Genomic DNA, 20,318 nt, shown 5'->3' with positions numbered 1-20,318 from the left:
CACTAACGCATCAACGAGTTAATCAAAGGCATGGCTTTAAAAAGTGTTATGGCTATCAGTTGCATAAGTGACGAAACTGATGCGTGCAAATAAGACTGTTACGAGGAATGACAAAATAGCGCGTGATTTGCCATTGATAAGACCAAAATCTATTTATAAGCGCTTTTAGTCTCGCTTAAGCGAGGCTAAATAGTTGAGCATCTTATCCGCCAGTTGCGGCAGTTCAACCACATGATGGATAATGCCGCGTTTAATCGCTTCCCTTGGCATACCAAACACCACACAGCTCTGTTCCCCCTGAGCAAAGGTTTTGCCCCCCTGTTGGTCGATTATTGCCATGCCATCGGCACCATCTTTACCCATTCCAGTGAGGATAGCCGCCGTGGTATTGGCCCCCGCACACGCCGCAACCGAATTAAACAACACATCCACCGAAGGACGATGGCCGCTAACCTTATCACCTTGGGTCAAACGGGTCTTAAAACTACCGCCGACCTTAATCACTTCTAAGTGCTGATCTCCGGGCGCAATATACACATAACAGGGCAATAAACGTTCGCCATCATCGGCTTGCTTAACATTCAAACGGGTAAGTTTATTTAGCCGCTCGGCAAAGGTACGGGTAAAGCCCGGCGGCATATGTTGGGTGATCACTATCGGTGGCATGACTGCAGGAAACTGTTGCAACAGATATAAAATGGCTTCGGTGCCGCCCGTCGAAGCGCCAATTGCCACCAATTGCGTGTTGATCACGCGATTTGCAAGGGTGGGTTTTAGGCTTGGCGGAGTCACAGCAACGGGTTGAGTGCGTTGGGTTTTCAGCTTCGCATTCGCCGCCGATTTAATTTTCTCCAGAATCAAATCTTGATATTCATTAAAATCTTGGGGTGAGTCTAATTTCGGTTTAGGGATAAAATCCACCGCGCCTAATCCTAGCGCGTTGAAGGTGGCATCGGCACCCTCCTCGGTTAATGAGGAAATCATTACCACCGCCGTAGGTCTGGCCTTCATCAATCTATCTAAAAAGGTCAGCCCATCCACCTTGGGCATTTCAATATCTAACGTAATCACATCGGGGCGATGCTGATTCACCATATCCTTGGCCATATAAGCATCGGCGGCCATGCCCACCAAAGATAACTCAGGATCGGCCTCGATCATCTTGCCCAATAAGTTACGGATCAGTGCCGAATCATCAACCACTAGTACTTTTATCGTCATCGCTTAGTCACCAAAAAATTCCACATCTCCGCCACTGGGCAAATTCCTGATCCGTAGGCGATATTCACTTTCCCTGTCCATAATGGTGCTGTTATGCATCGTTTTGATTTTTCGTACTTTGACTAATCCCGTCCCGGGGAAGAAATATACTTTTCGAGGATAAAAATCGAGTAAATCCGCTGCCAATATTGGAATTTGCTCCACCTGCAAATACTCGAGCACAAACTCCGCATTGCGCTCCCCAATATTATGGGCGGTGATCCCGTTGAGCATGTTGCCGCCACCAAACACTTTAGCGACCAAGGCGCGGCGCCGCGCACCGAGTTTGAGCAACTCGTTAATCAGCAACTCCATGGCGTATACACCGTAGCGGGCCGAATCGGTTAATATCCCAGAACTGTTGCCGTTATCACTCGGTAATAAAAAATGGTTCATTCCCCCAATTCTTAAGTCAGGATCATAGAGGCATACTGAAATGCATGAGCCTAACACTGTGACTATCATGGTTTGATCCCGTGTGGCGTAGAATTCTCCTGGTAGAATTTTTACGGCGTCACAGCCAAAATGATGGTCAAAATACCGATTAGGCTCAATAACAGGGTACTCAATATTCGGTTTTGGCACTCAAGCTCCCTTTACCGCCTTGTAGGTTGTTTGGCCCACGGGCTTAATGATCTGGGGGAACATATTAAAGTTCTCCGAATGGCCAGCGATGTAGAGTCCATCGTCGGCAAGGGAAAGCATCATATGTTTAAGAATGCTTTCCTGCGTTGTTTTATCGAAATAAATCATAACATTGCGGCAAAAAATCACATCGATGGGCGTCTTGATTGACCAAAACTCATCGACCAAATTAAGCCGCGTAAAATGCAGCATCTGTTTAAGCTCAGGGACCACGCGTACATTGCCTTGTTGTGCCCCACGTCCACGCTGAAAAAATGCCTTCTTGCGCTCGGCACTCACCGCCTCGATACGCTCGATAGGGTAAATCCCCGTTTGCGCCTTGTATAACACCCGACTGTCGATATCGGAGGCAACGATTTCGATGGGAGTGTTAAAACGGCCAAAATGCTCCGCAACCACCATGGCAATCGAATAAGGCTCCTCTCCTGTACTGCTGGCCGCACACCAGATCCTTTTGGTATGCGGATGAGCCTGCAAATATTGCCTTAAAATCTCAAAGTGATGCGGCTCGCGAAAGAATGCCGTCTGATTAGTGGTCAACGCATTAATAAACTCCTGATGCTCACCCTCGTTTGCCTGCAAATACTCGAAATACGCGGTAAATCCCGCTAACTTCAGCGCCCTGATCCGCCGGACTAAACGGCTGTACACCATAGCGTCTTTACTGTCGGCTAACTTAATCCCGGCAAATTGATACAGCCGTGTCTTCACCGTATTAAAGTGCGCCGCAGTAAAAACAAACTCTTTCCCTAGAGGTTGATGTTCGCTCAATCAAAAATCTTCCCATTCGTCTTGGTCGGCTTTATTGACCTTTGGCGCCATCGCCTTAGGTTTCACGGGCATGCGAGTCACTGTCGATGGCGGTTGCTTAACCGCTAACTTTTTGGTGCTCGCCACGGATTTGGGCGCAGCGCTGGTGTCTTCATCCACGGTAAAATTGGCCACACTGTCGGCTAATTGCTGCGCCTGTGACTGCATGCTTTCGGCTGCGGCCGCAGCTTCTTCCACTAAGGCCGCGTTTTGCTGCGTCATTTCATCCATTTGCACCACGGCTTTACTGATCTCATCGATGCCGATGGCCTGCTCATTCGAGGCCGAGGCAATTTCGGCCATAATGTCGTTTACCCGTTTAATGGCGATGACGATTTCTTTCATAGTATCGCCGGATTTGCCGACTAAGCTGTTGCCGCTCTCGATTTTGGTCACAGAGTCGGAGATCAAAGCTTTAATATCTTTGGCCGCGTTGGCCGAACGTTGGGCTAGGCTTCTCACCTCAGAGGCCACCACCGCAAATCCACGGCCTTGCTCGCCTGCTCTGGCCGCTTCGACCGCGGCATTAAGCGCTAAGATATTGGTTTGGAAGGCAATGCCATCGATAACCCCAATAATATCGGCGATCTTACGTGCCGATTCGTTAATCGATGCCATGGTTTGCACCACTTGCTGGATAAGCTCGCCCCCATCGACGGCAACGTCAGCGGCCTTAGAGGCAAGTGCATTGGCTTGACTGGCGTTATCGGCATTTAACTTCACTGTGCCCGTCAGCTCTTCCATACTCGCTGAGGTTTGTTCAAGACTCGATGCTTGCTCCTCGGTACGACTCGATAAATCGGCATTGCCCTGGGCGATTTCTGAAGAGGCGGTATTGATGGTATCGGCGGCTTTTTGGATGTCTCTTATCATGTAAGAGAGCTTTTCAGCCGTTTGATTTGAATAGTTTTTCAAATCATTAAAGGTGCCTTCGTAATCGTTATAGATACGCGTAGTTAAATCACCTTCGGCGAGCGCCATTAACACCCGCGCCACATCCTGCAAACCGCGATCAGAGGTTTCAATTAAGGCGTTTAGGCTATTGGCGAGCATCAAGAAGAAGCCCTGCTTACCTTGCGTCTCAGCCCGTTGGGAGAAATCCCCCGCCGCAGCCGCATTGACGATGCGCGAGATTTCCTGCTCGATTTGCACTTCGACCGTGCGGTCCAGCCATTCGACGACAGAGCCTAACCGCTCACCCGTTTTAGAAATAATAGGGCTTGCGGTTAAGCGGAAATGACAACTTGCCACTTTAATCTGCGATTCATATTTACGGTCGAGCTTGTCTAACAGACTGGCTTGATGGGCTGGATTTTTATGGAAAATATCCATTGAGCTGCCAAGAATTTTATCCACCGAGAAATGCGGCAACGCTTGTCTTATCTCACTCTCAGATTGGCGCAGCATCGACTCCACCGAGCGGTTCATATAGATGATGGTGCGGTTGGCGTCTGCAATCATCACGTTGGTGCTGGTATTATTCAGCGCCTCTAAAATGCGCTGCGTCGCCCGCTCGGACTCTATGCTCTCAGTTCTATCAATCCATTCAACGCCCGTGCCTAAGTGCTTATTTTCACGAGTGATAATGGGCGTGAGGATCAGCTTGAAAATACGTTTACCAATGCTGATTTGCGCCGTGTGCGAATGAGTAAGGCGCTCGAGCATATTGCGTTGATGGGCCGGATTTTTATGGAAAATATCGATATTACTGCCCACCACCTTCGCCACAGAGAACTGCGGCAGCTCTTTGCGAATATCCGCCTCAGCCTCGGATAACATATTCAATACCGCTTTATTGGCGTAGATAATATTGCGGTTGCTGTCGGCGATCATAAAGCTGTTGCCGCTGTTATCTAATAATTGGAAATAGCGTTGCAGCTCTTCTTCCTTTTGCTGGCGCGCCTCTTCATTTCCAAACACATTGAAAATACCCATTATGATTACTCCTGATCAGACAGACTATTTGCATCAATTAGACCCAGCTCATCACTGCTGATCAGAGCCTGTATATTTACCAAAATGATCATTTTGTCTTCTACCGTAGCCAGCCCCTTGAGGTAACGGCTATCGAAGGCCACCCCAAATTCGGGGGCGGGTAGAATTTCTTCGGCGGCGAGTTTGATCACATCCGACACCGCGTCGACGACAATCCCGACGATACGGTCAAACACATTCAACATAATGACGATGGTGAACTCGTTGTAGGTCGCACTGCCCACGGCAAACTTCATCCTTAAATCGACAATCGGAACGATATCGCCCCTGAGATTGAGCACGCCTTTGATAAAACTCGGCGCATTGGCAATTTTGGTGACAGGCTCATAACCGCGGATCTCCTTCACCGACATAATGTCGAGCGCATAATGTTCTTCACCCAGCACAAAGCTTAAAAACTCGACCTCATCGTGGACGCTATATTCCTGTTTACTCGCCGTGTTCGTGCGGTTATCCATTGCGACATCCTTAGTTAATTTTTGATATGCAGTGCAAGTGATTCAACATCGAGGATCAAGGCCACGCTGCCATCGCCCATGATGGTCGCCCCCGATACGCCGGGGATCCGCCGATAGTGTTTTTCAAGGCTCTTGATCACCACTTGTTGTTGCCCGACGAGAGCATCGACACACAGACCAAAGCGTTTATTATTGCTTTCGAGCAAGACCACTATGCCGGCTTCTGGCGTCTTGGCTTGAGGTTCAATTTCCATTAATTGATAGAGGTTTAGCAGGGGTAAATATTCTTCCCGTACTCTGAGTAACCGCTCTTTAGCCAAAAATTTAAGCTGCTCAGTTTGCGGCTGTATCGATTCAATAATGTGCACTAAGGGCAAGATATAGATTTGATTGCCCACGCTGACGCTCATACCATCGACAATGGCTAAGGTGAGGGGGAGCTGGATTTCGAAAGTAGCGCCTTCGCCCGCAACAGAATCAATATCGATTCGACCGCCTAAGGCCTCAATATTCTTACGCACCACATCCATACCCACGCCGCGACCAGAGACATCGGTGACCTCAGCAGCCGTTGAGAACCCCGCAGCAAAGATCAATTGCCATACTTGCTTGTCCGTCATGTTCTCAGTCAGTGCCATGCCATTCTCTCGGGCCTTTTGCAAAATGCGCTCGCGGTTTAAACCGCCGCCATCGTCGTGAACGGCGATCACTATACTGCCGCCACGCTGACTCGCCTTAAGGGACAACACACCGACCTCACTTTTACCTGCCGCGATTCTTTTTTCTGGTTTTTCAATACCATGGTCTAGACTGTTGCGAACGAGATGGGTCAAAGGGTCGACCAACTTTTCGATCATCCCCTTATCAATTTCAGTGTTACCGCCTTCAATCACCAGAGTGACATTTTTGCCAAGCTGCTCCGACAAATCCCTCACCAGACGATGGAAACGGTTAAACACGAACGACACGGGTAACATACGCACCGACATCACGGCTTCCTGCATTTCCCGAGTATTGCGCTCTAACTCATTGAGCGCCGTTTTTAGCCGCTCACCTAATTCACCGCCCAGTTCATTGCCTATAAGAGTGAGCATGGATTGGGTGATCACCAATTCACCCGCCAGATTAACTAAGGTATCTATCTTGGAGGTTTCCACCCTCAAAGTGGCATCTTGAGTCGATGTGCTCGCCTTTTTCGCCACTTGGCTAGAGGCAGCAGGTGTTGCTGATGTCGTATTCATCGCAGGGGATGAAGCTAAGTGGGTTTGCGTCTCCAGTTTTACATCCGTAGTCGCTTGAGATTTAAGTTGGGCACTGTCTTTAGGCGGCTTTTTTGAACGAGTCGTTTTGGCGTCAGATTGTTCAACCAAGGTTTTATTTATCGGCTTATCGGTTACTTGCGTATCCTTAGCGGGTGTTGATAATGCGTCCAGCTCATTTGCAAAACTCTCTGCTGTCAGTGATTCAAAAAAACCGTAACCTAATTCATCGTCATTCACAGCAGCATGGGTTGCTGAATCCGCAGCGTTTGAATGAATATCCTCGACACGGATTTCCTTTGCGGTATAAGCCTCGTCAAAAAAGCCGAAATGTTCAGGTTCATCGACCAGCCCCAGCTCGACTTCATCTTCAAAAAAGCCAAAGCTCGCCTCTTCTTGTAGCGTCGAATTGGTTGATTTCGCAGCAGGTTCATCTTGGTTAGCGGTCTCGGCAACCTTAGCCGCCTGAGTCGAAAATGGCTCACCATTTAGCGCCGCCACTAACTGGTTCTTAGCAAACTCCACTTGTTGCCAATCGATAGGTTCTTCTTCTCGATAGAGATTTAAAATATGTGACAGGGTATCGACGGTACGAAGCAAGAGATCAATGACGGTGGATGACAGCTCAAACGTGCCCTTTCGGGTTTTATCGAGCAAATTCTCCATTACATGGGTCACGCTGGTCAGCGCGGTAAAACCAAAAATGCCACTGCCCCCTTTTATCGAATGGGCGGCACGGAAGATGGTATTTAGTTCTTCGGGATCGGGGGCGGCTAAATCTAATGCAAGGAGCAATTGCTCCATATTTTCAAGATGTTCGTGGCTTTCTTCAAAAAAAACCTGATGGAACTCTGCCATATTAATGGACATAGCACACCCCGACCTAAGTTAGCCCAGCACTTTGGCTGTGATAGCTAATAACTTTTGGGGGTCAAAGGGCTTGACCATCCATCCAGTGGCGCCAGCAGCTCGACCTTGGGCCTTCATATCTTCACCGGCTTCAGTGGTCAGCATCACAATCGGCGTGCGCATAAAGGCCGACATGCCTCTAAGGGATTTGATTAAGGTTAAGCCGTCCATACGAGGCATATTTTGATCCGTCAAAATAAAATCGAATCGTTGTCCGCCGCATAAATCTAGGGCCTCACGGCCATCCTTTGCTAATACGACTTGGTAATTGGCCGACTTTAATGTCGCCTCGACCATCTGTCTAATCGCGGCCGAGTCATCAACAATTAATATTTTTTTGCTCATTTACAATTCCATTATGACTTTAGTTTTATTTCCTGGAGCCACTAATTCATAGCTCTTACAAAGAGACTTGACTAATAAAAGCCCACGACCCGAAATTTGAAACCAATCTGTTGATGCTGCCTGTTCTTTGGGGATATAACCCTCACCACTGTCGGACACGATAATCTTGAGTTCATTTAACTGTGCATGCCATTCAAGCTCGACCTTAACCCAGTCAGCAGCGATCAGTTTGTCTATGCTGCCTTCACGTATACTGTGGTACAGCTCAAAGCTCTCGGGATCATTTTTAAGTCGCGAATCTAACTTAAGCACACCATGGTCTACTGCGTTGGTAACTAACTCAGAAACAACAGTAAATACCCTCTGACTAAACGTAGTAGAAAACCCAAAAATATTCAAAAACTGATTCAGTGAATTTAAATAATCGACATTTAACAGCATTGACCCCATCATTTTTATCGCCCAGGCAAACTCTCCTTTCATGCATATTTGACTCGATTTATGTTCTCGTTCTCGATACCAGTTATTTAATAACTCAAAATCGAGTACACACACCGCAATATCATCGGTTATCTCATGTTCAAAAATACTTTTGAGTTTTGCTTTAAGGTGCTCGGTTAAATCGCGGCCGTAAAAACTCAGCAGTGAAATCACGCTATCCATGCCAAAAAAAACACCGCCTTTACTCTGTTGCTCGATTAAACCGTCGCTGAGTAGACAAATTCGGCCAGTTTTAGGGATCGGGAATGTAGCAATATTAGCGATAAACGAACTAGGCGATAAAATACCCAGCGCCATATTTTTAGAGCGATATCTTTGTATATGGTCCAGCTCGCTATGCCCGGTTGAACCCTCAAACTCATCTTGGTAAAGCAGTGCATCCGGCATGCCGCCATTCCAAAGATGTATTTGATTCTTAAAGAAATCGACTTCCAATACCATAGCAGCAACAAAACGGTCGCCGGGGCTGTCTTCATACACGTTAGCATTGAGTTCATAAATCAAACTCACCAAATTAAAGCCTTTCGCCACCATGGCTCTAAAGGTATTCGCCACCCGTAAAATCGGCATGGCAGCGCTTAAACCATGGCCAGTGGAGTCGGCTATAATTAAAAAGAAATTACCGTTAGGTCCCACGGTATTGAGAATAATATCGCCGCTAAAATTGGCACTGGCTTGAGTAAACGTTTTGACAAAATCGTAAGTGACATTACCGATATTGACCAGATGCTCAAATAAGTGCCTCGCCATTTGTTCTTCGCGGGCTTTTTGATATAGCATCTTTTCTAAAATAGAGCGTTGTTGCTTAACTTGTTTCTCTAAGGAAAAATGTGCGAGCAGGCCTTCAACTTTATGCCAAAATAGCTCTAAATTAATTGGTTTAATAATGTAATCGAGGGCGCCTAATCTAAAACAAGATAATATTTTTTGATACTCATTATCAGCGCTGATCACAATCACTGGTACTGGTGACTCGCAATATCTTAATTTTTCTAATAGCGTTAAAGCCGAACCATCGGGTAGAAAATAATCTAATAAGATAAGTTCAATATTCTGCTGGTAAATTTCCTCACTGGCCTCTTCTAAACTGCAACAAGTGATCACCCCCCAACCTTTACTGTGAATAAACGCGGTAATAATTTGGTTTGTCACTAGGTCATCTTCAATGACCAAAATATAGCGTTGGCTTTTAGGCACTTATACATCCCGTTCGACAAGATACAAACGACCCATATTAGCTATGTTGATAATTTCTTCCGCTTGGCCGTGCAAACCTCGAATCGCCGTGCTGATCTGTCGCTCCAATGCTTTTCGATGCAGCAACACCATCATTCCAAGGGCCGAGCTATCAATATAAAGCACACGGCTAAAATCCAGCACTAAATGCTTAATGTCCTCTTCGAGAAAGGCCTTTTGATAATCGTTGGTGAATTTTTTATGGTGATAAAAATCAAAACGTTCCGGCAAAGAGATGTAGAAAATATTAGCCATCACAATGTCCCTATTTAGAAAAGCTCAATTTCACCGCAACTGATTTGGCTTGCTGATACTGGGTTATGGGTATTTTTACGCCGACCACTAATCTGAGATACCAGACCATCACACTGCTCGTCGAACTCTTCAGGCGACATCGCGGTGACACTATTTAAGGACTCCCGCAAATGTTGCAGCGTCTGATTGGTGTAAATCAAACTTTGGGAAGTGATATCGCTAAATTGCAAGCCACGAATTGCGTCTGCAATGGCGCTTTCCAACTCATGGGCAGAGGCATCGATTCTATCAATCACTGCGGCATCTTTTTCTGCTTTAACAATGATTTGCTCCAGTGCAGTATCCAGATCTTTTTTTGCCTCAATAATGTAAGACATATCCTGAGCAGCGACTTTACTCACTTGATGGGTAAGCTGCTCGATTTGCACTTGAATGGCGTGTAATTGCTTTTGAATACTTTCGCTAAAGCCTGCGCTGCGATTAGACAAGGCGCGCACTTCATCGGCCACCACGGCAAAGCCCCTGCCTGCATCGCCCGCGCGGGCGGCTTCAATGGCCGCATTTAAGGCTAATAGATTGGTTTGCGAAGAGATTTGGTCTATATCCTTGAGTGCCTTCATCGCCTGAGGCATAGATTCATAAATCACATTGACCTTTTCGAGCAGATCGATATTGGAAGCAGACATCTCAATGGTCGATTGAATAAAACGCTCTAGCGTCATCGAGGTGTTATTGGCAAATAGCTTCATCTGCTCTGAGTGAAAGATTTCTTCATCATCGGCGCTATGAACCAATGCCGAGATAAACTCGCTTTGCTCGTGCATTAACTTACCTAAGCCATCGAAGGCACCACCGAGTAAATCAACCGCATCCGACTGTACCGACAGCACATCGTCGATACTCTGCTCGCAGGTCTTTAATGACACTGACACTTCTTGATAGAGATTAAGCTGATCTTGCCAGTCGCCGCTCGCAGGGGAAGTGGCAAAGGAGTGAGGTATGGGTTGAGAGGCTGAGGATTGTCGATAGAATTGCCAACCGAGCATGATAAACACGGCAACTAAGGTACTCAGCGTAAAACTGACTAAGCTGCCGATAAAATATCCTATTACTGCTGCAAACACTGCAACAATGCCATCCTTGTATGTCATAGAGACTTCGCAATTATTGATCTGTGATTAAAAAGTAGTTTCATATTCAGGGGTTTTCAAACGACTAACTGATTTTTTTCGTTCAAATCAGCACGGCGTGCGCAAAAATTGTACGAATCGTGATTTGGCGCTAAATAAATCAGTAGAACGGCTTTTTTTATCAGGCGAATGGCTGATTAACTCATAGACTTGTCTAGTGGATACATAAACTTAGCTGTGCAGCCTGCAAAGCCTAGGTTACACTGGCGTTGTCTTCGACTGGGATGGGATCATTTATGAGTCAACGTACATTACACTCCTTATTTAAACCCACATCCGTAGCCATTATTGGCGCCTCCAATAGTGAGAAACGCGCCGGTAATGTGCTGATGAAAAACCTGCTCTCCAGCGGATTCTCTGGCCCCATTATGCCCGTGACGCCAAAATACCGCGCAGTAATGGGGGTGCTTGCCTATCCCAATATTGAAGCTTTGCCGATAAAGCCCGATCTGGCGGTTATTTGTACCCGTGCCAGTCGCGTGCCCGCCATCGTCGAAACCCTGGCCCAATTCGGCTGTAAGGTGGCGATTATCATGGCATCCGGCATGGCGCAGGAGGTCAATGAAGAAGGTGTCAGCCTGCTCGACTTAGCCATGCAACATGCGAAACGCTACGGCATGCGTATCCTTGGCCCCAATAGTTTGGGCATGTTATTGCCGCCGTTAGGGCTCAATGCCAGTTTGGCCCATGCCAGCGCCCTGCCCGGCAAAATTGCTTTTGTGTCGCAGTCGGCGGCGATTTGTACCACGGTACTGGATTGGGCCAACAACAAAGGTATTGGCTTTTCATCCTTTATCTCCCTTGGCGATGCCACCGATATTAACTTCGATGAATTACTGGATTTCCTCGGCCGTGATAGCCGCACTAGCGCCATCATGTTGTATATCGACTCGGTCAATGAAAAACGCCATTTTCTCTCCGCCGCCCGCGCCGCCTCCCGCAATAAGCCCATATTAGTGATTAAATCCGGCCGCAGCGCCGAAGGAGTGCGTGCAGCCAAATTGCATACGGGTGGCATTGGCGGTAACGATGCCGTATACGAAGCCGCCTTTAGGCGCGCAGGTATGCTGCGGGTGAATGATTTGATTGAACTTTTTGCCGCGGTAGAAAGCCTCGCACACTCTAATCCATTGCAGGGCGAGCGATTAGGGATCATCAGTAATGGTGGCGGGCCTGCGGTATTGGCCGTCGATGAGCTTATTCTACGCGGTGGTAAACTGGCGGAGTTATCCCAAGAGACCATCGCCAAACTCGATGCCATGCTGCCCAATACGTGGTCGAAGCAAAACCCCGTCGATATTATCGGCGATGCCAACGCCAGCCGTTACGCCAGCGCACTCAATATCCTGATGGATAGTGAAGAATTAGACGCAATCTTGGTGTTGCACTCGCCCTCCGCCCTTGGCGAAAGTGTCGAGATTGCCGATGCCTTAATTAAAGTGATCCACGCGCATCCGAAGAAAAACCGCTTAAATATCCTCACCAACTGGAGCGGTGAAGACTCAGCCTATCAGGCCCGCAAACGCTTTACCAAGGGCGGTATCTCCACCTATCGCACTCCCGAAGGTGCGGTCGGCGCCTTTATGCATATGGTGGAATATCGCCGTAACCAAAAACTGCTGCAGGAAGTGCCGCAGTCGATCCCCGACAATATTCCGACCGACAGCCAAACGGCACGCAAACTGCTGCAAGCCGCGCAGGCCAAGGGCAAAGCGGTACTCGAAACCCACGAAGCCAGCCCGATTTTGCGCGCCTATGGCCTCAATACTATCGACACTTGGTTTGTCAAAGACGCCGATGAGGCCGTCACTATTGCCAATGAGGCGGGTTATCCCCTCGCGCTCAAGGTGCAATCGCCGAATATTTTGCATAAATCCGATGTCCACGGCGTCATGCTTAACCTCACCTCGGCGGAAGACATTCGCCATGCTGCCAACGCAATTACCCAGCGGGTACATCAGGCCAATCCCGATGCAATTATCGAGGGCATGATAGTGCAGAAGATGGCCTTGACTGCGGGCGCGCAGGAAATTCGGGTCGCCGTGATTAGCGATCCCGTCTTCGGTCCGGCCATCTGTTTAGGTGAAGGCGGCTCGGAGTGGGATCCGACTCAAGATGCTGCGGTCGCCTTGCCGCCACTCAATATGGCGCTGGCCCGTTACATGGTGATCCAAGCCTTAAAGACCCATAAATTAAAGGACAGGCATTTACCACTGGGGCTGGATATGAACGCCCTATGCGTGATGCTTACACAAATTTCCCACATCATCATCGATTGCCCAGAGATAGCTTCGTTAGATCTTAACCCTGTGCTGGCGGCGGGAGAAAACATCACCTTGCTCGATGTGAATATCCGTCTGCACGATGCCAATACCGATAACACCTCACGCCTTGCCATCATGCCTTATCCCAAGGAATTAGAGGAATTTGCCGAGCTTAAAAATGGCCTTAAGGTCATGCTGCGTCCGATCCTGCCCGAAGATGAGCCCAAGCATTTGGCCTTTGATAATTCCCTCTCCGATGAAGACAGGTACAAACGCTACTTTGGCGTGCGCTCTAAGATGACCCACGAGGAAATGGCGGTACTGACCCAAATCGACTATGCCCGCGAAATGGCGTTTATCGCCACCGCCAAGGGACCGGACGGTGATGACATCACCCTAGGTGCGGTCAGGGCCTCCATCGATCCCGACAATACCGAAGCCGAATTTGCCATGGCGGTACGGGGCGATCACCAAGGTATTGGGCTGGGTAAATTACTGCTCGAAAAATTGATTAAATACTATCAAGCCAATGACACCCCAGTGCTAACGGGCTTTACCATGTTTGAAAACCGCAATATGGCAAGCCTTGCCAAGAGCTTAGGCTTTAAGGTTACCTTCGATATGGAAGAACATTTGATCAAAATGCATATGGATCTTAAGGCGCCCAACGCCAATAAGAGTCAATAGCGCGAAGCAAACTTCGCTCCGCTGGACACAATAAAAAAACGCCGCATCTTTTGAGTGCGGCGTTTTTCAATTGATCATGCATTTATCGCTAGCGTGATACCCTCAACTCCAACTTACTGCTCGTCTCATAGCTTTGGTTTTTTATGCACGCCTTTTAGCAAAAACACTAAGGGCACGGCGGATAACGTCACCCACATCATTAACCTAAAGTCCTGCAAATAGGCCAAGGTCGCCGCCTGACGATTGACTTCGGCATTGAGTAAGGCTATGCCCTGTGTCGTCGATAAATCAACGGCATGAAGATCAACGGCGTGCTTGAGCGCAAAACTAAAGGGATGAATGTAATCGGCAAACGCCGCATGATTCATCTGTGTGTGCTGGGCAAGATAGGTGATCACCACGGAGATCCCTATACTGCTGCCGATATTTCGCATCAGACTAAAGAGCGCAGTCCCCTCATTACGGTATTTTGCCGCTAAGGTTGCAAAGGTAATGGTCGAGAGTGGCACAAAGATAAAGCCCAAGCCAAGGCCTTGGATAACCCCAGTTTGCACTATGTCCCAGCCGGTAATATTGGTGTTAAAGCCCGTCATCTCCCACAGGGACAAAATGGTGAGCATCAAACCTAAAAAGATTTGGTAACGCACATCCACTTTACCGGCAAGCTTACCCACAGTCATCATGGCGATCATAGTGCCGACGCCCCTTGGCGCCAGCAAGTAGCCCACATCAATCACAGGATAACCTAACAGGTTCTGCATAAACGGCGGCAGTAAGGCCATGGTCGCCAGCAGAATAATCCCAATGATAAAAATGAAGATAAGCCCCACACTGAAGTTTCTGTCCTTAAACAGCCCAGGCTCAATAAAGGGATGTTTATGGGTAAAGATATGGGCAATAAACAGATAAAACGCCATGCCAGCAATTATGGCTTCGATAACAATTTCACGACTGGAAAACCAATCGAGGGATTCTCCCCTATCGAGCAACATTTGCAGGGCGCCAATGGCCAGACTCAGCATGGCAAAACCGAGTAAATCGAACTTACGGCTATGGTCCAGCGGCGTTTCTTTCACATAGGCGGCAAGACCAAACCAGGCTAATAGCCCAAAGGGTAGATTGATATAGAACACCCAGCGCCAGTTGTAATACTCAGTTAACCAACCACCGAGGGATGGTCCCAAAATCGGCCCGACCATCACACCCACACCCCAAAGCGCCATGGCCGAACCATGGCGCTCTGGCGGGTAACTGTCGAGTAATACCGATTGGGATAATGGCACTAAGCTGGCACCAAACACCCCTTGCAATAAGCGAAATAACACAATTTGCTCAAGGTTTTGCGCTGCGCCGCACAGCATAGAGGCAATCGTAAAGCCCACAACGGCCCACATAAATACCCGTTTACGCCCAAGCCTAGCGGTTAAAAACCCCGTTAGCGGCATAAAAATCGCCGCGGCCACAATATAGGAGGTTAACACCCAAGAGATCTGATCCTGAGTCGCCCCCATGCTGCCCTGCATATGGGGCAAGGCCACGTTGGCAATGGTAGTATCCAGCGCCTGCATAATGGTCGCTAGCATCACCGAAAGGGTGATAAAGCCAAGATGTTGCTCGGGCTTTTTGGTATCGATTTGCAAAGCACCGCTCGCGTTAATGGGCTCAGCTTGGGCATTACCTTGCCCAGCCATCACTTGCTGACTCACAGACTAAAACCCAACAACTGACGTTGATATTCAGTATCGATATCCACCACGGCGCTTAATCCGGCGCGCAGCGGCGCCTCGGGCAGCGCGGTATCAATGGCAATCCGCACCGGAACGCGCTGGGCGATTTTCACCCAGTTGCCGGTTGCATTTTGCGCAGGGATCAGCGAGAACTCAGCGCCCGTTGCCGGACTTAAACTCTCGACCGTACCTTGCCAGCTATTATCGGGAAAGGTATCGATATGGATATTGACCTTTTGTCCGGGTTTGACGTGGGTTAAATCGGTTTCGGTGAAGTTCGCTTCAATCCAGAGGGCATGATCGGCCACTAGCGCTAAAGCGATGGCGCCAACATTCACATATTGTCCAAGCTTTGGCAGTTGGCTGACGACGCCTGATACTGGGGCTTTAATCTCCACGCGGCTTAAATCAAGCTTGGCTTCATTTAATTGGGCTAAGGCTTCTAAATAGCTGGGATGTTGGTCAATCGGAAAATCGGGGCTGCCACCTAAGCTTTCGGCGATACGGTGTAAGTCTTTTTGCAGGGTCTGAATATTCTGCCGCGCAATATCGGTATTTTGCCTTGCATCTTCAAGCTGAGATTCAGACACAAAGTGTTTACCGATCAAATTCTCCTGCCGCTTTTGCTCTTTCTCCGCAAAGGCTAACTTGGTCTCTGCCAGAGTGATTTCGGCTTGCTTCTCATGGTAACTCGCCTTGAGTACCGCTAAATCCGTCTTGACCTGTGCCAATTTGGCACTCGCCTTATCGACCATCACCTTAAACATGGCATCGTCGAGGCGAAACAACACTTTCCCCTTCTCAACCCTTTGGTTTTCAACCACATACAAGCTGTCGACATTCCCAGCCACTTGCGCGCTTACGGGCACTTTATCCGCCTTCACATATGCATTATCGGTTTCCATATAACGGCCGCCATGCAGGTAAACCGCACCTATGGCCAGCACGGATAACAGCGGCACCACAATCAGTAACACGCCGCGCTTTTTACGCATATTCGCTTTAGGTGCTTGAGGATTTGCGTCACTCATTACAACAACTCCAACTTCACTAAATGTCTATCACGGGTATGGGTTATCAGCTTTGATTAAGCTGAAAAATTTTTATGGATTTGCGATAACAGCCTGATAACAGTCTCCGACTCGGCTTCATCGAATCCTTTAAAGGCTTGGGCGTAGACAATCGTCACGGCACGTTCCATTTCCGCTAAATGGGGCGCGGCCGCCTCCGTCAAAAATAACTGAAAAGCGCGTCTGTCTTTGGCATCGGGTCTGCGTTCAACCAAGCCTGCGTCACACAGCACATCAATTAATCTCGCGGCCGTGATAGGTTTAATTTCGAGGCGATCCGCTAGCTCAATCTGCTTAAGGCCTTCGTTGCGGGCGATATGTAATAAGGCTCTTGCCTGCGATAACGTCAGCGAGCAGTCCGCCGTGGGCCTGTAGGTTTCTTGGAACACGCGGCGCATCATGCGGGTAATATCACTTAAGAGTGCGCCTAGGGTATTTGATGAGGTTTTCATAAGCTATCCACATAGTAAGCATTGCTTATTATATGGATGACATCGAATGTAAAGCAATTGCCAGCACAATCAACAAAGGTAACAAAATGCAAAGTCAGACGACATTAAGGGTTAAGCTATTGATCAAATAGAGCATTAATCTTTGTTCATCGAGTGATTCCAAAGACTATCTGACTCAAAGCACTTAAATGCACAGGAATAAGTTAAGGGCGTGTATGACCTAACGCTTTACGGTAAAACCTAACCACGGACACAATTGCGCCCATCGGATTTGGCTTCATATAAGGCTTTATCCGCTCGGCTAAACAAGGTATCGGCATCATCGCCTTCCTGCAAAGACGCTAAACCGATAGACACAGTAATGGCGCCCAAGGAGAGTTTTTTATCTTTACCTATGGCTAAGCGCCGCTCAGAAATCCGCTCCCTTAGGGTTTCGGCCACCTGCAACGCATCGTGGAAATGGGTATTGGGCAGCAACACAACAAATTCTTCGCCACCATAGCGAGCGACAAAGTCATCCCCCCGCACACATTGTTTGAGGGCGAGCGCTACATAGGCTAACACCTTATCCCCCACTTGATGACCATAGTTGTCGTTAAACACTTTAAAGCGGTCAATATCAATGAGTAATAAGCTGCAACGGGTATGTTGCTGCTCGGCGCGGTGAATATGATCTTGAATCGCAATCTCGTAGGCGCGGCGGTTATGCAGCGAGGTTAGTTGATCCGTCATCGCCGCCAAACTTAAATTTTCCATTTCGGTCTTTAAGTTTTGTACCTCCTGCCCCATGGCGCTCAGGCTCTGCTCCATGGTTTGGTTATTGACGAGTAAACTTTGCATTTCATCAATCACCCCATCCACTAACTGATTGAGCGTGCACACATCCGGTTTAGTCTGTAGCTGTAGGCCAAAGTCCGCCAGCGTGCTTGAAAAGGCCTCCGTTCCCTGATTTATCTGAGTAATTTTACTGATCAACGAGTTGATCAATATTTGAGTTTCGATTTGAACGTTCTCGATAACTTCGGGGGATTTTTCTTGAATAAAATTCTTGTACAGACTGGTATTCACTTCCTTAGTGAACACCACTTTATTCGCCAGAAAGCCATCGATAGCACGATTTAAATCGAGATTCGTCTGGGCAAAATACTCATACCAAACCGTGTAATTCTCTGGGGTAACCGGAATATCGAGCGCCGACATTTGTGGCACGGCTAAACGCAAAATTTGCGCCGCTGAATCGAGTTCTTTAGTGGCAGCAGGAGATGACATGAGTCGCGCACCCAAGGTTGTTATTTTTTTGTATAACTTAAGTTAACTCAACTGCTTCGATTTGGATACGGGACACAATAATTATTATGATAAGGCGCAAAAAATAAAGGAGGATGTTGCCATCCTCCTTTATGTATTCACCAGCTCGCTGAACTTAGCTGCGGCAGCGAGCAAAGATATCTAACTTAGGCTGATACACTTGGGTCTGCACGTTCATTAATCCCAGCAGACTGTCGAACAGATTGTCGTGGGAGAAACCGCCCTTCTCGGCCTCTTTGGCCAAACATGCCATATTCAAATGGTTGTCTTGGCTGAAATCCTCCGACACCCAGGCCAGCATAGGAATACTGGTCTGTTCAATCGGCGCGATGCTGTAAGGTGCGCCATGCAGATACATACCTTTCTCACCCAAAGATTCGCCGTGATCCGACACATAGAACATGGCGGTATCAAACTTAGCCTGTTGGTGTTTAAGCTTATTCACCACTTCACTAATAATGTAATCGGTATACAAAATCGTGTTGTCATAGGTGTTCATCAGCTCTTCGGCGCTGCAGTTTTGAATGTCGCTACGCGGGCAATCCGGCGTAAATTTACGATGTTCAGGCGGATAGCGCAGGAAGTACGTCGGCCCGTGGCTGCCAATCACATGCAGGGCTATCACAGTGTCTTTCTGCTCCGCATTGGCTAAGGCTTCATCGAGTTTATTGAGCAGCACTTGGTCGAAACAATATTGTCCCGAGCAGAGTTCTGGATCGCTATTCAAGTCAATAGTGATGTTTTCAACCTGATCGCACACCCCTTTACAGCCCGAATCATTATCAAACCACTGTACTTTAATCCCGCCATGATTTAACACATCGATGGCCGTGTCTTGGGCATAGGCGCGGCGAGAATCGTAATCCTCACGTCCCATCCGCGAGAACATGCAAGGCAGCGAGACCGCTGTGGCTGTGCCGCAAGAATGGGTATCTTTAAAGGCAATCAAGCCTTGGCCCTCTGTGTAAGCATTGGTCGGTTTATCATAACCATAGTATTGATAATTCATCGAACGGGCAGTCTCGCCTACCACCAGCACTAACAGGTTAGGTTTACCGTTGGCATTGGTTGTAACATTTTTGGCATCCAAACCCAGTTGTTGGTATTCAATCGGCGTTTGCAAATAGTGCACATTGATGTACTTAGCTGCCGCACCAATAAAATAAGTCGGCACGATATAACGCTTGATCTCATCGTTATTGCGGCCAAAGGCGGCGTAATCTTGGAAATAGAAGAAGGCGATAATCCCAAGCCCCGCTAGCATCGCCAGCATAAACAAGACTTTATGCAGCAACTCTTTGAAAAATGGCTTGTATTGGATATTGGCTTTGTAAATTAAATAGGCGGGTAAAATCCCCGTGAGCAGCATGTTGAGGATGGAAGCAAAGTTCACATACATCAAGGCTTCAGCGCTGTTGGTTTGAAAGGTGTTTTCAATCATGCCGTAGTCGAACACGACATTGTATTTTAGCGCCGCAAAAAACACGCTCGATGACAGCAGCGTCAGAATGATGAAAAAGGGTTTTACTAGGTATTTCACCGTAAACAGTGAAAACACAAAACTCAGTGCAAAGGTTAAAAACAGCGGCATAGTGGCGATGAAGATCGGATCCACATCAGGTTGTTTTTCAATGCCTTTTTTGATGACTTCAAAGAGAGGGATATTAAAAACGCAAACGTAAAATAATGCGGTGAGGAAGGTGAAGCGATTCACAGTTAGGGTTTTAAATCTCGTCAGCACTGGTAATGGTCTCTCAAATAAATAGTGGGCCGAAGCTAACTTAGTTTTCTTAAGGTAATCTTATGCCTAACAATGAATGTCATCTTAGCAACTGACCTTGGCTCACTCAATAAAATTATTAATATTATTAACAAGTTAAAATACGGATTAAAAAAACGGCCGAACCTGAATGAATTCGACCGTTTTTTGCTCCCCAACCTATAGGG

At 47.7% G+C, this 20,318-nt stretch carries 16 protein-coding genes; 1 reads left to right on the top strand and 15 read right to left on the bottom strand.

The features are described from left to right. Window positions 1-165 precede the first annotated feature (165 nt). The 10 genes from M0415_RS04325 to M0415_RS04280 are packed head-to-tail and all read right to left on the bottom strand — an operon-like array spanning window position 166 to window position 10,824. Window positions 166-1,221, bottom strand: coding sequence for a protein-glutamate methylesterase/protein-glutamine glutaminase (locus tag M0415_RS04325; protein ID WP_249555417.1), 1,056 nt, complete (start codon window positions 1,219-1,221; stop codon window positions 166-168). Window positions 1,222-1,224: 3 nt separating this feature from the next. Next, window positions 1,225-1,845 carry a chemoreceptor glutamine deamidase CheD gene (gene cheD, locus M0415_RS04320; RefSeq protein ID WP_011717164.1) on the bottom strand — a complete coding sequence of 207 codons (621 nt, stop codon included), beginning with the start codon at window positions 1,843-1,845 and terminating at the stop codon, window positions 1,225-1,227. After that, window positions 1,846-2,676, bottom strand: a complete 831-nt coding sequence (locus M0415_RS04315; protein WP_220053219.1) for a CheR family methyltransferase — start codon at window positions 2,674-2,676, stop codon at window positions 1,846-1,848. Next, complete coding sequence (locus M0415_RS04310) at window positions 2,677-4,650, bottom strand: methyl-accepting chemotaxis protein (protein ID WP_249555419.1); 1,974 nt, start codon at window positions 4,648-4,650, stop codon at window positions 2,677-2,679. It lies immediately after the preceding gene. 5 nt (window positions 4,651-4,655) lie between these two features. Next, complete coding sequence (locus M0415_RS04305; RefSeq protein WP_011717167.1) at window positions 4,656-5,168, bottom strand: chemotaxis protein CheW; 513 nt, start codon at window positions 5,166-5,168, stop codon at window positions 4,656-4,658. A 14-nt stretch (window positions 5,169-5,182) separates the two neighbouring features. Further along, window positions 5,183-7,297: a chemotaxis protein CheA gene (locus tag M0415_RS04300; RefSeq protein ID WP_249555421.1), complete on the bottom strand. Its 2,115-nt coding sequence runs from the start codon at window positions 7,295-7,297 to the stop codon at window positions 5,183-5,185. A gap of 18 nt (window positions 7,298-7,315) precedes the next feature. Continuing rightward, window positions 7,316-7,681, bottom strand: a complete 366-nt coding sequence (locus tag M0415_RS04295) for a response regulator (protein WP_011622857.1) — start codon at window positions 7,679-7,681, stop codon at window positions 7,316-7,318. Continuing rightward, window positions 7,682-9,379 (bottom strand): SpoIIE family protein phosphatase, encoded by a 1,698-nt coding sequence (locus M0415_RS04290; RefSeq protein ID WP_249555423.1) that lies wholly within the window; start codon window positions 9,377-9,379, stop codon window positions 7,682-7,684. Next, on the bottom strand, window positions 9,380-9,673 hold the full coding sequence (locus tag M0415_RS04285) for an STAS domain-containing protein (protein ID WP_011717171.1): 294 nt from the start codon (window positions 9,671-9,673) through the stop codon (window positions 9,380-9,382). It abuts the gene before it with no gap. Between the two features lie 14 nt (window positions 9,674-9,687). After that, on the bottom strand, window positions 9,688-10,824 hold the full coding sequence (locus M0415_RS04280) for a methyl-accepting chemotaxis protein (protein ID WP_249555425.1): 1,137 nt from the start codon (window positions 10,822-10,824) through the stop codon (window positions 9,688-9,690). Between the two features lie 275 nt (window positions 10,825-11,099). Between M0415_RS04280 and M0415_RS04275 the strand changes: the two genes are divergently transcribed. Then, window positions 11,100-13,814, top strand: coding sequence for an acetate--CoA ligase family protein (locus M0415_RS04275; RefSeq protein ID WP_249555427.1), 2,715 nt, complete (start codon window positions 11,100-11,102; stop codon window positions 13,812-13,814). Between the two features lie 125 nt (window positions 13,815-13,939). Here the strand turns inward: M0415_RS04275 and M0415_RS04270 are convergent, their stop codons facing one another. The 5 genes from M0415_RS04270 to M0415_RS04250 form a co-directional block, all read right to left on the bottom strand. Then, complete coding sequence (locus tag M0415_RS04270) at window positions 13,940-15,520, bottom strand: DHA2 family efflux MFS transporter permease subunit (protein ID WP_249555429.1); 1,581 nt, start codon at window positions 15,518-15,520, stop codon at window positions 13,940-13,942. Further along, entirely contained in the window at window positions 15,517-16,572 is a 1,056-nt protein-coding gene (locus M0415_RS04265; RefSeq protein ID WP_249555431.1) for an HlyD family secretion protein, read from the bottom strand. Before M0415_RS04265 ends, M0415_RS04270 begins: the two co-directional genes overlap by 4 nt. A 56-nt stretch (window positions 16,573-16,628) precedes the next feature. Continuing rightward, entirely contained in the window at window positions 16,629-17,063 is a 435-nt protein-coding gene (locus M0415_RS04260) for a MarR family winged helix-turn-helix transcriptional regulator (RefSeq protein ID WP_249555433.1), read from the bottom strand. A gap of 240 nt (window positions 17,064-17,303) precedes the next feature. Then, a complete protein-coding gene (locus M0415_RS04255; protein ID WP_249555435.1) occupies window positions 17,304-18,332 on the bottom strand; it encodes a GGDEF domain-containing protein in 1,029 nt (342 codons plus the stop codon). A gap of 154 nt (window positions 18,333-18,486) precedes the next feature. After that, entirely contained in the window at window positions 18,487-20,112 is a 1,626-nt protein-coding gene (locus tag M0415_RS04250; RefSeq protein WP_249555437.1) for a phosphoethanolamine transferase, read from the bottom strand. Between the last annotated feature and the right edge of the window lie 206 nt (window positions 20,113-20,318).

The organism is Shewanella sp. 10B, assembly GCF_023475885.1.
Lineage (GTDB): Bacteria > Pseudomonadota > Gammaproteobacteria > Enterobacterales > Shewanellaceae > Shewanella > Shewanella mangrovisoli.
Note: the sequence above shows the minus strand (reverse complement) of the source record. Positions and strands in the feature narration are given on the sequence as shown.